This is a genomic window from Arthrobacter sp. 10L424 (assembly GCF_056395325.1).
Window position 1 is genome coordinate 295608 of record NZ_JBFTJH010000002.1, and the last position, 14280, is coordinate 309887.

At 69.4% G+C, this 14280-nt stretch carries 14 protein-coding genes; 9 read left to right on the top strand and 5 right to left on the bottom strand.

The features are described from left to right. Positions 1-116: 116 nt before the first annotated feature. Both AC1DC5_RS04545 and AC1DC5_RS04550 read right to left on the bottom strand, forming a co-directional pair. Positions 117-401: a DUF1540 domain-containing protein gene (locus AC1DC5_RS04545; RefSeq protein ID WP_441407109.1), complete on the bottom strand. Its 285-nt coding sequence runs from the start codon at positions 399-401 to the stop codon at positions 117-119. 162 nt (positions 402-563) lie between these two features. Continuing rightward, entirely contained in the window at positions 564-1004 is a 441-nt protein-coding gene (locus AC1DC5_RS04550; protein WP_441407108.1) for a protein-tyrosine phosphatase family protein, read from the bottom strand. A 246-nt stretch (positions 1005-1250) separates the two neighbouring features. On the opposite strand from AC1DC5_RS04550, the gene AC1DC5_RS04555 reads away from it, so the two are divergent. Then, complete coding sequence (locus AC1DC5_RS04555; RefSeq protein ID WP_441407107.1) at positions 1251-1544, top strand: DUF4287 domain-containing protein; 294 nt, start codon at positions 1251-1253, stop codon at positions 1542-1544. 299 nt (positions 1545-1843) lie between these two features. Next, positions 1844-2851, top strand: coding sequence for a bile acid:sodium symporter family protein (locus tag AC1DC5_RS04560; protein WP_476864346.1), 1008 nt, complete (start codon positions 1844-1846; stop codon positions 2849-2851). A gap of 22 nt (positions 2852-2873) precedes the next feature. Here the strand turns inward: AC1DC5_RS04560 and AC1DC5_RS04565 are convergent, their stop codons facing one another. The 3 genes from AC1DC5_RS04565 to AC1DC5_RS04575 all read right to left on the bottom strand — a co-directional run bounded on the left by AC1DC5_RS04565 (position 2874) and on the right by AC1DC5_RS04575 (position 6174). Further along, on the bottom strand, positions 2874-3440 hold the full coding sequence (locus tag AC1DC5_RS04565; protein ID WP_476864347.1) for a LacI family DNA-binding transcriptional regulator: 567 nt from the start codon (positions 3438-3440) through the stop codon (positions 2874-2876). A gap of 162 nt (positions 3441-3602) precedes the next feature. Next, positions 3603-4154, bottom strand: coding sequence for a GNAT family N-acetyltransferase (locus AC1DC5_RS04570; protein WP_476864348.1), 552 nt, complete (start codon positions 4152-4154; stop codon positions 3603-3605). 1 nt (position 4155) lies between these two features. Next, on the bottom strand, positions 4156-6174 hold the full coding sequence (locus tag AC1DC5_RS04575) for an FAD/NAD(P)-binding protein (protein ID WP_476864349.1): 2019 nt from the start codon (positions 6172-6174) through the stop codon (positions 4156-4158). Between the two features lie 258 nt (positions 6175-6432). Here AC1DC5_RS04575 and AC1DC5_RS04580 point away from each other — a divergent pair, with 258 nt between their 5' ends. From AC1DC5_RS04580 to AC1DC5_RS04610, 7 genes are read left to right on the top strand one after another with little or no spacing between them, the layout of a single operon-like run. After that, positions 6433-7533 carry an amino acid ABC transporter permease gene (locus tag AC1DC5_RS04580; protein WP_441407193.1) on the top strand — a complete coding sequence of 367 codons (1101 nt, stop codon included), beginning with the start codon at positions 6433-6435 and terminating at the stop codon, positions 7531-7533. Beyond that, positions 7530-8384: an amino acid ABC transporter ATP-binding protein gene (locus AC1DC5_RS04585; RefSeq protein WP_476864350.1), complete on the top strand. Its 855-nt coding sequence runs from the start codon at positions 7530-7532 to the stop codon at positions 8382-8384. Before AC1DC5_RS04580 ends, AC1DC5_RS04585 begins: the two co-directional genes overlap by 4 nt. 9 nt (positions 8385-8393) lie before the next feature. Continuing rightward, the gene (locus AC1DC5_RS04590; RefSeq protein ID WP_441407191.1) at positions 8394-9422 is read left to right on the top strand and encodes an ABC transporter substrate-binding protein; all 1029 of its coding nucleotides are present in this window, start codon (positions 8394-8396) and stop codon (positions 9420-9422) included. Continuing rightward, positions 9419-10591 carry an LLM class flavin-dependent oxidoreductase gene (locus AC1DC5_RS04595; RefSeq protein WP_441407190.1) on the top strand — a complete coding sequence of 391 codons (1173 nt, stop codon included), beginning with the start codon at positions 9419-9421 and terminating at the stop codon, positions 10589-10591. The genes AC1DC5_RS04590 and AC1DC5_RS04595 overlap by 4 nt, the downstream gene beginning before the upstream one ends. Then, on the top strand, positions 10575-11435 hold the full coding sequence (locus tag AC1DC5_RS04600; protein WP_476864351.1) for a DUF1684 domain-containing protein: 861 nt from the start codon (positions 10575-10577) through the stop codon (positions 11433-11435). The genes AC1DC5_RS04595 and AC1DC5_RS04600 overlap by 17 nt, the downstream gene beginning before the upstream one ends. Further along, positions 11432-12664 carry an LLM class flavin-dependent oxidoreductase gene (locus tag AC1DC5_RS04605; protein ID WP_441407188.1) on the top strand — a complete coding sequence of 411 codons (1233 nt, stop codon included), beginning with the start codon at positions 11432-11434 and terminating at the stop codon, positions 12662-12664. The genes AC1DC5_RS04600 and AC1DC5_RS04605 overlap by 4 nt, the downstream gene beginning before the upstream one ends. A gap of 10 nt (positions 12665-12674) precedes the next feature. Then, positions 12675-14129, top strand: coding sequence for an NtaA/DmoA family FMN-dependent monooxygenase (locus AC1DC5_RS04610; protein WP_476864352.1), 1455 nt, complete (start codon positions 12675-12677; stop codon positions 14127-14129). Positions 14130-14280: the final 151 nt, after the last annotated feature.

A 14280-nucleotide genomic window follows, 5' to 3' on the forward strand; every position in this document is an offset into this window, starting at 1 on the left:
GACGTAGACAGCATCGAGTAAGCTAACCCTTACTTAGGCAAGCCTTAACGTCAAACTTGTGTGACTTAATTCCCGTGGAAGGCGGTGGGTCCTCTGGCTTGGGATGGTGCGGCGGGCTACCTGTGGGCGTACGTGAGGCAATCGGCGTTGTCGACACCTGGGCCCACATGCACCTCGGTGGCCTTGCACATCAGGTGGTCGTTGTGCGCGCATTCGGAACGCTGGCAGGCGCCGACGTCGGCAAGCACCTTGGGCAGCCCGCCGTGGACCCCGATATCGATGAAGGTGGTGCAGGAGGCGTGATCTTCAGCCCCGCCGACGGTAATGGCGGCGGCGTTGCAGTTGGAGTGGTCGTTGAAGGAGCAATTGGTCACGCTGCAGTCGGCTACGTGCGTCGTCATTGGTTATTCCTCCATGGATTCGGCCGCCCCGGGCCGGGCGGCTCCGTCTGTCCACGGTAGGCCTGTCCCGGGCAAACAAAAAGACCCAATTGTGTGCGCTAATTCCGGACCGGATACGGCGTCGGAGCGTCATGGGGGTTGGCGCATCATGGGGTTGGCGCGTTATGCCCCCGGGCGCTTGAACCGGGCGACGTACTTCCGCTGCCACGGAGTCTCAACGGCGCCCCGGCGGTAGCGCGCACGCACAAACGCCACGGCCTCCGCAGGCGGAACGCCGTCCATGACCGCAAAGCAGGCCAGGGCAGTGCCCGTCCGGCCGCGGCCTCCCCAGCACGCGACCTCAACCCGCTCGGTCTCAGCGCGGCGCCACGCCTCCGTGAGCGCGTCCAGGGTGTCGGCGTCGTCGGCCGGCAGGCGCAAATCCCGCCAGCGGACCCACCGCGAATCCCACGCCACCGGAGCCGGGCGACTTCCCAGCAGGTACAGGCCAAACTCGGGCCGCGGGCCGGCCGGAAACGGCGTGAGCAGCCCGCGGCCGCGGATGAGCCGCCCGGATGGAAACTCCAGGACTCCCTGCTGGCCCGGATCCCAGGTCTGCGTCATCTTCCCGAGCGTAGCCGTTCGGCCTCCAACCCGCACCGGCTACGTTCCTGCCCGGTTACTCCCCGGCCGCGGCGCGGGAACCCGGCGAATCCGGGGAACACGCCGCATCTTTTCGTGCCCCGCGCCCAGTCACCGGGCAGGAGCGCGCCGGTTCGGCTGCATCCGGGGGAAACAGGGTCTGGCGGCGCGGCGCGGGTGTCCCTAGAGTGGCGGAGGAACCCGCAGCCCGCTGAGAGGAAGACCCGCATGTCGTTCCAGGCCTATCTCGACACCATCGAGGACAAGACGGGGCTCACCCCGCGCCAACTCGTGGAGATCGCCGGGGAGAAGGGCTTTGCCGGCCCGTCCGTGAAGGCGGGGCCGGTCCTCGAATGGCTCAAGGAGGACTACGGGCTGGGGCGCGGCCACGGCATGGCGCTGGTCCACGTGATCAAGAACGGTCCGCGGATCGATTCGAAGCACGTCGGGTCCTCCGGTGTGCACCGCGACGAGTCGGACACGCTCTGGCTGGACGGCAAAGCGAGCAAACCAGCACCCTGACAGCCCAGGGCCGCGCTCCTTCCCAGTTACAAGCCAAAGAAGGGTCGCAAACCCGCGTGACACGCCGGCCTCTTGCGCGCGTCGGCGGAAGTAACCGGGCAGGAGCGCAGCCTGCGCGTCGGAGCCGAGCTTCCCGGCCAGCCGTTCGCGCATGAGCAGGCTGGCGCCCTTCAGGCCCACTACCTCCGCGGTCTTGCCGCGGTGCCGGCACTTCTCAGGCGGGCCCTAATAATCTGACATAAACGCCGGGCAGCAGTCACTAACTGGCTCCGGGGCGTCCGGACTGGCACCATTCTTAGATGCTTGAGGCAACCAAATCACCTGAGTCCACCCCGGAGACCAGCACCGACGCGGTCCCGGTCAACCCAGCCCTGGCCGCCGAGGCAAAGATCGCCCGCATCGCGGTGACCGTCTTCCCGCTGCTGGTCGTCGTCGCAGGCGTGGCCGGCTACCTGCTGCCGGGGGCGTTCAAGCCCCTCGGCCCCGCCGTGCCGTACCTGCTGGGCATCATCATGTTCTGCATGGGCCTGACCCTGACTCCGCCCGACTTCGCGTCCGTGGCCAAGCGCCCCTGGGCCGTGGTTCTCGGCATCGTGGCGCATTACGTCATCATGCCCGGCGCCGGCTGGCTCATCGCCGTCGCCCTGAACCTCCCGCCGGAACTGGCCGTGGGGCTGATCCTCGTCGGCTGCGCGCCGTCGGGCACCGCGTCCAACGTGATGGCGTTCCTGGCCAAGGGCGACGTTGCCCTCTCGGTCGCCGTCGCCTCGGTGTCCACCCTGATCGCCCCGGTGGTGACGCCCCTGCTGGTCCTGTTCCTGGCCGGCTCCTACCTGCAGATCGACGCCGGCGGCATGGTGCTGGACATCGTCAAGACCGTTCTGCTGCCGGTGATCGCCGGCCTGCTGGCACGCCTGTTCCTGAAGAAGCTCGTGGCCAAGGTGCTGCCGGCCCTGCCCTGGGCCTCCGCCGTCGTCATTTCGCTGATCGTCGCGATTGTGGTGGCCGGCAGCGCGAGCAAGATCGTCGCCGCCGGCGGGATCGTGTTCCTGGCCGTGGTGCTGCACAACGGCTTCGGCCTCGGCCTCGGGTATCTGGCGGGCAAGCTGGGTCGCCTGGATGACAAGGCACGCCGGGCGCTGGCGTTCGAGGTCGGCATGCAGAACTCGGGCCTCGCCGCCACCCTGGCGACGGCGCATTTCAGCCCGCTGACCGCGCTGCCGTCCGCGGTATTCTCGCTCTGGCACAACATCTCCGGCGCCATCGTCGCGGCCTGGCTGGCGCGGCGCCCGCTGCGGGACGCGTAGCCTCCCGCGCCCGGCCGGGTGATCAGCCGCGCAGGCGGGAAAGCAACCGGGCGACGGCGCCCTCCGCGAGGGCATCCGGCGTCGCGCTGGTTCCCGGCGCCAGGACGTCGACGCCGTCCGGCGGCTCGGTCTCCGAGACGACCAGTTGGGCAACCCCGCGGTCTACAAGTTCCGTCATCGTCTCGACGTCGGCGGCGGTGCGCTCCGCCGGAACGGAGCCGAGGATGACGCCGTCGGCGCCGCCGGAGAGCATAAATTGCCGCCAGCTTTCGCCCACGAGGATGACCGGCTGGTAGCCGTGCCGGGGCAGGATCCTGGCGGCTGCCGCGGCGAGCCCGCGGTCCCCGGAATCGTCGAGGTCGGTGATGGCCACGGCGACGACGTCGGTGCGGCCGCGCCGCATCCCGCGGGCGGCGCGGTTGGGCACATAACCCAGTTCATGCGCCGCGGCATGGACGCGGTCCTGGGTGGGCCGGCTGATCCGGGTGTTGCCGCCGGGCCGGCCGGACAGCACGTAGGAAACCGTGGTCAGGGATACTCCTGCGGCCTCCGCGACATCGCGGATGGTGGGCTTGGATCCGTGCCGCACTGATGACTCCCGGGTACTTCTCCGCCACGGATTCGCGGCGGCTGCTGAAACTTGGTCGCGGGGTCAACCCCTGGGTGAACTCTAGCCCCCACTCCAACGCGGGGTCACATAGCGCCCATCCTGAGGCCCCGGATCGGCGCTAAGTGACCCCGCGTTGGTGGATTACCGGGAGGGCAGAGGCGGGAGGTCCTTGGTGAACGTGAGCGGTCCGATGGTTTCGGGGTCGGCGGACAGGTCAAACTGGGCCGCGTACCCCGTATTGAGGTAGAGATGCTTTGCCTCGGGCTGCCGCGGCCCGGTGGTCAGGTACACGTGCCGGTAACCGCGCCGGGCCGCCAACGCCTCGAGTTCCGCGAGGACAAAGCGGGCCAGGCCGCGGCGGCGTTGCGCTGAGTGGGTCCAGATCCGTTTGAACTCGGCCGTCTCGGGACCGTGCCGGCGGAACGCCCCGCCGGCGACGGACCTGCCGTTCTCCTGGATGATCAGCAGCGCGCCGTCCGGTGCCCTGAATTCCCCGGCCGGGTAGCGGTTGAGCTCCTCGGCAGCCGCGTCCCGGCCGAAGAGGCCCGCATAGCGGGTGTCATATTCCACGGCCAGTTCGTCCAGGAGCGGCCGGACCCGCGGGTCGTCCATGGGCAGGTCCAGCACCGTGAGCGCCGCAGGGTTCAGGGCCGAACCGGGCGGTGCCGGAGCCGGGACGGTTTGTTGGTTCATGTCAGGCCTTTCCCTGGCTGGTGGCGGGCGTCGGATTGTCTGCTGCGGACTCAGGATGCCTCGAAGAGCCGCCCTGCCCGGCCAGCCCGGTCTGCCCGGCCAGGACGGTCAGGATGCGCCGGGCCAGGGCGTCGTTTTCCCGGAAGGGGGCCGCGTTGGTGCCGGGCCTGGCAAAGGCCCCCGCTCCCCAGCCGGACGTTCCGGGCCCGACGCCGAACAGGCGGCGGCTCGGTTCCCCGACCGGACTGAGGAGCTCGTTGCGGTCCGAGACGAGCAGCCGCCCGGTGGAGTGCAGGCCTTCGGCGCTGAGGTGCTGCTGTTCGGCGCCCAGGCCGGAGCGGTGCAGCTGGCGCAGCAGCGGGTTGGCCGACCGGGCCACAGAGGGCGCCGGGAGGCGGGCTTCGATCAGCGCGGCGGCGTGCACCGTGACCCCGGCCTGGGCCGAGGTGGCGACGAACAGGCCCGAAGCCTCGTCCGCGGCGATCGTCAGCCCGGGGCCGATGAACCGCAGGACCCCGGCCCGGTGCAGGGCCAGCATCTCGCGGAGCCGGCGCGGCGGCGGCCCGGAGTCGACAAAGCTGAAGAACCCGTGCCACCAGCCGTGGACGGTCTGCTGCGAACGGGAGTTGAGGCGCTCCGGCGGCACCAGCCGGCCCAGCTCCATGTAGACCTTGAGCAGTGCCGTGAAGAGGCCCAGGGTCTCCGAATGGTCCGGTCCGGTGCGCAGCCGGAGGTCGTTCTCGATGTAGGACGTGACCGCGGCCTGGACCGCGGGCAGTCCGCCCAGTTCCCGGCCGGCGAAGGGATGGTCCAGCTGTTCGAGGTCCAGGTGCAGTTCCTTGTCCGGGACCGCTTCGGCCACCAGCCGGACCCGCTCCGGGCTGTACCAGGGGACGGCGGCGAAGCGCCCGGCGAAGTCGGACCAGGCCATGCCGGTCCGCTGGGGGTAGCCGGTGAACAGCTCGCGGTAATAGCCGTAGCCTGCGTCTTTGGCGATCAAGGGCCAGAGCTGGGTGCGGAAATCGAGCTCGCCGTGCTCGGCCAGGAGGGCGTCAACAGCGCCCGCGGTGAAGAAGCGCGGCGCACCGGCCGGTTGGCCGCGCAACTGCGAGGAAATCTTCGAGTGGTACGGCACACCACGCCGGGATCCTGCCCAGATTTGTGGTTCGGCGCCGGACGGCACGTATTCCAGGCCGCCGTCGGGGGTGTCCTCGAAGCGTCCGCCCCGGCCCTCCATGAGCAGGACCAGGAGGTCCACGAACGCCAGGCCCATGCCGGAGACAATCACGTCCTGGCCCGGGGCGATCGCCGAATAGTCGACGTCGGTGGTGTAGCTGGGCGCCGCATGAAAGCCACCGTGCCGGGCGGCGAAGTCGGCCCACGCCGCCGACGCCGCATCGGGCAGCGAGTCTGTATGCCCCACCGCGGAAACCACGACGTCGGCCTGCAGCGCCGCGCCGCCGGCCAGCCGCACGAGGTGCCGGCCGTCGTCGTGGTGCGGGCCGTCGTCGTGCTGTCCCGGCGTGGGCGGGACCTGTTCGATCGCAACAGCGGTGTCCTGGTGGACGGTGACTGTGGCATCCGGAGCAAGCTGTGCGACAGCGCGCCGGAAAAACCATTCCAGGTACAGGCTTTGGAGCTGCCGGGTGGGGAACGTGGTGGCTGTGAGTTCTTCCAGCTGGCACCGCAACTCCGACGGAAGCTCCGGGACGTCCGTGATGGAGCCGGCCAGGACACCGGCGGCCCAGTCGGCCAGGCCCGGGCCGGCTGCCACGGGACCTTCGCAGGTCACTGACTCGTCGGTGAACATGGTGACGTCCGCGGCGGCCGAGTTGAGCATGAGGCCGGGGTGCTGGTCGTAGCGCCAGATCCGGCCGGAGCCCGCGGTGTGCGGCTCGACCACGTGGATGTCCAAGGGCCCGTCGAGGAGTCCGGGCCTGTTGGCGGCGAGGCGCTCCAGGATGCCGGCCGTGCGGGGACCGCCGCCAACAAAGACCACTGTGGGGGCTTTCGCTGGCATGGGACTCCTTCTCGGGATGGCGCTTTCGGGTGCTTCAGGGCCCCATGCTAGGCAAGCCGCAAGGCGCCGGTCGAGGCGTCGGTCACGGCTGTTCACCGCACGTCACGGGGCGTCAAACAGTGCAAAAAAGCGACTCATGACGCCGCAAGAAGCCCCGTGACCGAATGCAACATCCGGCCTTGCCGGGCCTCTGGCGCGCCCCTAGATTTGCAGAAATCCCGACCCCCTACGAAGCAACTGGAAGAAGCGAGGTGGCGCATGAGTTCGACAACAACCAAGGTGGCGCAGTCCGCACCCGAGCCGGCGTCTGCCGGCGGCACAGCCCAAACCCATGACGACAACACTGCCGCAGGGCCGTCCGCGGCCACGGCCGTTCCGGCTGCCGCGACGCCGGCGGCCGACGGCGGGCCGCTTCCGGGACACCGCGGCCCCGCCACGGACTACGCCGACTACCGCGTCATCCCTGCCCGCCATCCCTGGCGCTGGGTCGGCACCGTGGTGGTGGCCCTCGGCGTCGCCGGCATCGCCTGGTCGCTGGCGACCAACCCGCGCTGGGAGTGGGGCATCGTGGCGCAGTGGTTCACGGCGAAGTCGATCCTGAACGGCCTGCTGGAAACCCTCAAACTGACAGCGATCTCCGGCATCCTCGGCTTCGTGCTGGGCTTCATCCTGGCCCTGATGCGGCTATCCGCGTCGCCCCTGCTGGTCTCCGTGTCCTGGACCTTCTCGTGGATCTTCCGCTCCACCCCGCTGCTGGTGCAGATGCTGCTCTGGTACAACCTGGGGTACCTGTACGAGAAGATCAGCCTCGGCATCCCGTTCACCGATGTCCGGTTCTTCGAGATCCAGACCACCACGCTGATCAGCCAGTTCGCGGCGGCGGTGCTCGGCCTGACCCTGAACCAGGCGGCGTATTCGGCCGAGATCATCCGCGGCGGCATCCTCTCCGTGGACCAGGGCCAGCTGGAAGCCGCCGCGGCGCTCGGCATACCGGCCTGGCGGCGTTCCACCAGGATCGTCCTGCCGCAGGCCATGCGGGCCATCCTGCCCACGGCCTTCAACGAGATCATCGGCCTGGTGAAGGGCACCTCGATCGTCTACGTGCTGGCCTACTCCGAGCTTTTCTACACCGTGCAGGTCATCTACAACCGGACCCAGCAGGTCCTGCCGCTGCTGCTCGTGGCGACCCTCTGGTACATCGCCATCACCTCGGTGCTGAGCGTCTTCCAGTACTACATCGAACGGCATTACTCCAAGGGCGCCGTCCGCACGCTGCCCCTGACGCCGCTGCAGAAGGCCCGCAAGTTCCTGTCCACCCACGCCCTGTCTGCCGACAACTCAGCGAAGGTCACCCGATGAGCACCCTTGCCACCGAACTCCCCGCCACCGGCGCCACTGCCGCCGGCGCCGGTCCCACCCGCGGGCTCGTGGAGATCACGAAGGTCCGCAAGTCCTTCGGCGCCGCCGACGTCCTCAAAGGCATCACGCTGACGGTGGAGCCCGGCGGCGTGGCCGTGATCGTCGGTCCCTCCGGTTCAGGCAAGTCCACCCTGCTGCGCACCATCAACCACCTGGAAAAGGTCGACGGCGGCTTCATCGCCATCGACGGGACGCTGGTGGGCTATGAGGTCCGCGGCAGCACGCTCCACGAGTTGCGCGAAAGGGACGTCCTCAAGCAGCGCACGGAAATCGGCATGGTGTTCCAGAACTTCAACCTTTTCCCGCACCTCACGGCCCTGGAAAACGTGGTGGAGGCGCCCGTCGTCGCGCCGCGTTCCGGAAAGCCGCGCCTCACCAAGGCGGAGGCGCGGGAGCGGGGCCTCGAACTCCTGGACCGGGTGGGGCTGAAGGACCGCGCCGGCGCCTACCCCCGCCAGCTCTCGGGCGGCCAGCAGCAGCGGGTGGCGATCGCCCGGGCGCTGGCCCTGGACCCCAAGATCCTGCTCTTTGATGAGCCCACCTCGGCCCTGGACCCGGAGCTCGTCAACGAGGTCCTCGACGTCATCCGCGAGCTCGCCACCTCGGGCACCACCCTCATCATCGTCACCCACGAGATGGGCTTCGCCCGCGACGTCGCAGACACCGTGATCTTTATGGACGACGGCCAGATCGTGGAACAAGGCAGCCCCCAGGACATCTTCACCAACCCGCGCGAAGAACGCACCCGCAGCTTCTTCTCCAAGGTGATCGAACCCGCTTTCAACATCTAAGGACCCCCCATGGCTACTCGCATCACCCGCACACCCAGTTTCCGCCGCCTCGCGGGACTTCCCGCCGTCGCCCTTCTTGGAGCACTTTCCGGGACCCTGGCGCTCAGCGGCTGCTCCGATCCGGGCGCCGCGGCGGCCGGTGCGCAGCCGGCCACGACGGCGGCCAGGAACGGCGTCGTCTACAACACCTCGCCGGACCAGCAACGAATCCGCGCGCAGAAGGACCCGGCCCTGGCCGCGAACGTCCCCGAGTTGATCAACAAGGACGGCAAGCTGACGGTGGCCACCACCGCGGGCTCCATCCCGCTGTCCTTCCACGCCAGCGACGACAAGACGCCGATCGGCGTCGAACTGGACATCGCCCAGCTGGTCGCGGACAAGCTGGGCCTGGAGCTGGACGTCCAGGTGACATCCTGGGAGAACTGGCCGCTGAAGACCCAGTCCGGCGACTTCGAGGCCGTGTTCTCCAATGTCGGCATCAATGCCGCCCGCGTGAAGCTGTTCGATTTCTCCAGCTACCGGGCCGCGTACATGGGCTTCGAGGCGAAGAAGACCTCCAGCTACGGCATCAAAGGCTCCGACGACATCTCCGGGCTGAAGATCTCCGTCGGCTCAGGCACCAACCAGGAGAAGATCCTGATCGCCTGGAACAAGGAACTCGAGGCCAAGGGCAAGGCCCCCGCGGTGCTGCAGTACTACTCGTCCGATGCCGACACCATCCTGGCGCTGTCCTCCGGCCGCACCGACCTGAACATCGCCCCCTTCCCCTCCGTGACGTACCGCGAGAACACCCGCGACGACCTGAAGGTGGTGGGCAAGGTCAACGCCGGCTGGCCGTCCGAGACCCTCGTGGCCGCGACCACACTCAAGGGCAACGGTCTGGCCCCCGCCATCACCGACGCACTGAACTCGGCCATCAAGGACGGCTCCTACGGCAAGGTCCTGGAGCGCTGGGGCCTCTCCGAGGAAGCCCTCGCGGAGGCGAAGACGGTCACCGAGGCGAACTTCGGGCCCGCCCGGGAAGGGAAAACACCGTGAGGTTCCAGGTCCTGGACATCATTCCGCACCTGAAGAACCCCGTGACCGGGGAGATCGTCTCCACCGCCGACCGGCTCAACCAGGTGGTCAGAACGGCGCAGCGCGCCGAGGAGCTCGGCTACGACAGCTTCTCCGTCGGGGAACGGCACGCCGGCGAGTTCATCTCCTCCTCCCCCACCACCGTACTCGCGGCCATCGCCGCGGTGACCAGCCGGATCAGGCTGCAGAGCGGGGTGACCGTGCTGTCCGTGCTGGACCCGGTGCGGGTTGCGGAGGATTACGCCACGATCGACCAGCTCAGCCGCGGCCGGCTGGAACTCGTGATCGGCAAAGGCAACGAGGTGCTGCAGTACCCGCTGTTCGGTCTGGATCTGGACGATCAATGGGACCTCCTGGCCGAGAAATACGGGCTGCTCCGGCGGCTCTGGAGCGAGGAGAACGTCACCTGGTCCGGAAGGTTCCGCCCGCCGCTGACCGAGCCGACCACCACCACACCGCGACCGTTCGCCGGGGCACCGCGCGTCTGGCACGGTTCGGCGACCAGCCTGACCTCCGCCGCGCTGGCCGCCAAGTGGGGCGACCCGCTGTTCACCGCGAATGCGATCCAGCCGCGGGAAAACTACGCCGTGCTGATCGAGCACTACCGCGCGGAGTACGAACGCCATGGCCACGATCCCAAGCACCAGTTCCTGGGCTCGGGTGCCGGCGCCGGCGGCGTTTTCATCGCGGACACCACCCAGGAGGCTAAACGCCAGTTCGGTCCGGTCTATGAGGCACTCACCGCCGGCCGTGACGTCCCCGGTAACAACTCGCCCTACCGGGACATCGACCACGCCGTCGCCGAAGGACCGGCCCTGGTGGGCAGCCCGGAACAGGTGATCGACAAGATTCTCAGCTACCACGAGCTCTACGGCCACGACCTGCAGTCCATCTCCCTGCCCACCACGCAGCCGTTCGAGCAGCAGCTGGACATCCTGGAGCGGTTTGCGCTCGAAGTCATCCCGGCCGTCCGGGCCGCGGCGCCGACCGACCTCTGGGCCGACGGCGACCCCTTCGCCGGCCGCCCGGGCTTCAGCCTCACTGGCACTACAGGCACCGAACCCGACGCCGCGGCCCGCGTCGCCGCCGACCACACCAGCCACAGGAGCTCCCATGTCTACGCCCACTGAAACGGCCACCAGCACGGATTCCTTTGCCGCTGAGTGGGCCGGGTGGCACGCCGCGCATGAACGCCGGCGCGCGGACCCGCACGGCTTCCTCGCCGTCACCCACCTGCACTGGCTCGATGCCTCCCCCGCCCGGCTGGACGGCGCGCCGGGCACCTGGAACGTGGAGCATGACGCGGTCCGCCTGGTATTGGGGGCAGGCGAGCGGGTCCTCCGCGACGGTCAGGAACTCAACGCCGACGGGACCGGAGCCACCGTGCTCCTCGGGCCGATTTCCGAGCGCGAAGGCCTCAACCTGCGCGTGGAGGACGCCGGGGCCGGGCACATCGTGATCGAGGTCGCCAAACGCGGCGGCCGGTATGTTGTGCGGCCGCGGCATCCGCTGAATCCGCTGCTCACCGGCTACCAGGGAACACCCGCCTATGCACCAGCGAGCGAATATTCCGTTTCGGGAATATTCGTTCCCTTCGCTGAGCCGCGCCAGACCACTGTCGGGGCCGCGGTCGAGGGCATCCAACACGTCTACGAGGCGCCGGGCGAGTTCAGGTTCCGGCTGGGCGGCGAGGATCTGGTCCTCACCGCCTTCAACGGACACTCCCCGGGCACCCTGTCCGTGCTGTTCACCGATGCGACGTCGGGCCGGACCACCTATGCCGCCAACCGCTCCCTCACGGTTGCGGCGCCCGGCCCGGACGGCACCGTCACGCTCGACTTCAACCGCGCAGTGAACCTGCCCTGCGCCTACACCGACCTCGCCACCTGCCCCCTGCCGCCGGCGGAGAACCGCCTGCCGGTCGCCGTCGAAGCCGGAGAGCAGATCCCCTACGAACGTCAGGACGTGTCATGAGCATCTCCCCCGAACCCCTCGGCACCCGCCCGCCCGGCCACGGCGCCGGCCTGCTAATCATCGAACTCGACGGCGCCGGCAGCCACCCCGCCGCGTGGCGCGCCACCCGCACAGCCCCGGCCGCGGTGCTCACGCCGGCCAGGCTCCGCGACGTGGTCCTGGCCGCCGAAAGCGCCGGCTTCCACGCCGCCACGTTCAGTGACGCCCCGCGACCGGAGGACGCCGAGCGGCCCGCGGACGCCGCCGCACAGCTCAACTCCCTGCAGCGCGCAGCCTTCGCAGGGCCCATCACGCACTCCATCGCACTGATCCCGGAGGTGGACACGGTCTACACGGAGCCGTTCCACGTCTCCACCCAGCTCGCCAGCCTTGACTACGTCACCGGTGGACGGGCCGGCTGGCTCGTCGCCGCGTCGGCCAGCACCGCCGACGCCGCCGCCGTCGGCCGTGAACCGGTCGGAAGGGACCGGCTCGCGCAGGAAGCCGCGGATTCCATCGAGGTCAGCCGCCGGCTCTGGGACAGCTGGGAGGACGGCGCCGTGATCCGCGATGTCCCCACCGGACGCTACCTGGACGTGGACAAGCTCCACTACGCCGATTTTGCGGGCGGGACCTACTCCGTCAAGGGTCCATCGATCATCCCGCGTCCGCTCCAGGGCCAGCTACCCGTGCTGGCCCCGGCCGGATTGCTGGCACCGGAGGAGCTCGCCGCCGGCGCTGCAGACGGACTCCTGGTCTCCGCTCCGACGCCGGAACTGCTCGCCGCCGAGCTCGCGGAAACCCGGGAAGCCCTCGCCGCGTTCGGCGCCGGGACCGCCCCGGCCCTCATTGCCGAGCTCGACGTCGTCCTCGCCTCCCGCGGGCAAAGCGGGGCCGAACGGCTCGCCGCACTGGACGCGCACACTCCGTGGGAAAGCCCGCGGGCGCGTTTCGTCGGTGCCCCCACCGAGCTCATCGAACTCCTCGCCGGGCTCCTTTCACCTGCGGCTGCCGGTGAAAAAGCTGCCGCCGACGGCGTCCGCCTGCACCCGGCGGTCCTGGACACCGACCTTGAAGAACTCGGCCGGCTGGTCCTCCCCGAACTGCGCCGCCGCGGAATCCTGGCACCGGCGCAGAGCGACACCACGTTCCGGGAGCAGCTGGGCCTGGCCCGGCCCGCCAGCCGCTACGCTGCGGCCGCTTCACCGGCCGCTTCACCGGCCGCCGACGCCGTCAACGCAGGAAACTAAGGAGATCACCGTGAGCCACACCGCGAATCCCGCCCGGGAATTCACTCCGTCCGGGCAGCTTCGGCTGGGCGTCTTCTTCCAGGGCGTCAACTCAGGAACCATCTGGAAATCGGAAGAGTCCGGTTCCCAGACGGACTTCGAATCGTTCCGGCGGATCGCCCAGACCGCCGAGCGCGGACTGTTCTCCGCTTTCTTCCTCGGTGAAGGACTGCGGCTGCGCGAGCACCTCGGCCGCCCGCACGCCCTCGACGTCGCCGGCCGGCCGGACGCGCAGACTGCCCTGGCCGCCCTGGCCGCCGTCACCACGCACATCGGGTTGGTCGCCACCCAGAACACCAACTACAACGATCCGGCGGACCTGGCCCACCGGCTCTCCTCCCTGGACCTGCTCTCCGGCGGCCGCGCGGCCTGGAACATCGTCACCACGGACAATGCCTGGACCGGCGCCAACTTCCGCCGCGGCGGCTACCTCGACCACGCGGACCGCTATGTCCATGCCGAGGCCTTCGTGGAGACAGCCAAGCGGATCTGGGATGCCTGGGACGACGGCGCCATCGCCGCCTCGGCGTCGGCCGAACGCTGGGCCGCCCCCGGCGCCGTCCGCCGGGCGCTGCACACCGGCCAGCACTACGCCGTCGACGTCTCGCCGCGGCTGCCCCGCAGCGCCCAGTACCGTCCGGTCCTGTTCCAGGCCGGCGATTCCCCCGAGGGCCGCGACTTTGCCGCCCGCCAGGCGGACGTCATCTTTTCCGCGCACCCCCAGCTCGACGACGCGCTGAAGTTCCGCGGCGACATCGTCGAACGCACCCTCAAGGCGGGCCGGGGGGCCAACGACGTCAAAATCATGCCCGCCAGCGAGTTCATCCTGGCCGCCACACCGCAGGAGGCCCTGGCGAAAAAGGAGTGGGTGCGGAGCCTGCAGATCGGCCCGCAGCAGGCCATCGCCTACCTCGAGCAGTTCTGGGGCCGGGAACTTCAGGAGTTTGACCCGGACGGACCGCTGCCCGAGATTGACCCCGTGGTGGAGGAGACGTCCGAAACCCGCGGCAGCGGCTTCCACGGCGCCAAGGCCCGCCAGTTGGCGGACCAGTGGCGCGCGGAGGCCAAGGACAAGGGCCAGTCCATCCGCCAGTTCGTCTCCGCCAAGACCAGCCGCGGGGACTCCACGTTCACCGGCTCCTACACAGAGGTCGCGGACCGCCTGGCCGAGTACGCTCGCACCGGCGCCGTCGACGGTTTCAACATCTCGCCCTGGCTGATCCCGAGCGGGCTGGACGACATCGTCAACCACCTGGTTCCCGCACTGCAGGAACGCGGCGTGTACCCGGCCGAGTACGCCGGGACCACGCTCCGGGAGAATCTCGGGCTGGCCGCTCCGGTCCGCCCCGGAGCCGCCGGGGCCGATCCCGGCTCCGCGGAGGCCCAAGCCACCCCGGCATCCCCGGCTGAAACGGCGCGGGCCTAAACGATGAGCGAGACGGAATCCGGCACGGCCGTGGGACATAGCGGAACGGACGGCAGCGGCACCGCCCTCACCCGGCTCCAGCTGACGCTCTGGGAGCAGTATCTCTAGAGGATCTCCAGCCGCTCATCCCCATCGATTGCTCCGTACCCGC

Excerpts from the sequence above, each read along its gene's own strand:
- AC1DC5_RS04550 (WP_441407108.1), bottom strand. The coding sequence starts at position 1,004 with ATGACGCAGACCTGGGATCCGGGCCAGCAGGGAGTCCTGGAGTTTCCA.
- AC1DC5_RS04575 (WP_476864349.1), bottom strand. The coding sequence starts at position 6,174 with ATGCCAGCGAAAGCCCCCACAGTGGTCTTTGTTGGCGGCGGTCCCCGC.
- AC1DC5_RS04600 (WP_476864351.1), top strand. The coding sequence starts at position 10,575 with ATGTCTACGCCCACTGAAACGGCCACCAGCACGGATTCCTTTGCCGCT.
- AC1DC5_RS04585 (WP_476864350.1), top strand. The coding sequence starts at position 7,530 with ATGAGCACCCTTGCCACCGAACTCCCCGCCACCGGCGCCACTGCCGCC.
- AC1DC5_RS04570 (WP_476864348.1), bottom strand. The coding sequence starts at position 4,154 with ATGAACCAACAAACCGTCCCGGCTCCGGCACCGCCCGGTTCGGCCCTG.
- AC1DC5_RS04605 (WP_441407188.1), top strand. The coding sequence starts at position 11,432 with ATGAGCATCTCCCCCGAACCCCTCGGCACCCGCCCGCCCGGCCACGGC.
- AC1DC5_RS04545 (WP_441407109.1), bottom strand. The coding sequence starts at position 401 with ATGACGACGCACGTAGCCGACTGCAGCGTGACCAATTGCTCCTTCAAC.
- AC1DC5_RS04580 (WP_441407193.1), top strand. The coding sequence starts at position 6,433 with ATGAGTTCGACAACAACCAAGGTGGCGCAGTCCGCACCCGAGCCGGCG.
- AC1DC5_RS04555 (WP_441407107.1), top strand. The coding sequence starts at position 1,251 with ATGTCGTTCCAGGCCTATCTCGACACCATCGAGGACAAGACGGGGCTC.
- AC1DC5_RS04590 (WP_441407191.1), top strand. The coding sequence starts at position 8,394 with ATGGCTACTCGCATCACCCGCACACCCAGTTTCCGCCGCCTCGCGGGA.
- AC1DC5_RS04560 (WP_476864346.1), top strand. The coding sequence starts at position 1,844 with ATGCTTGAGGCAACCAAATCACCTGAGTCCACCCCGGAGACCAGCACC.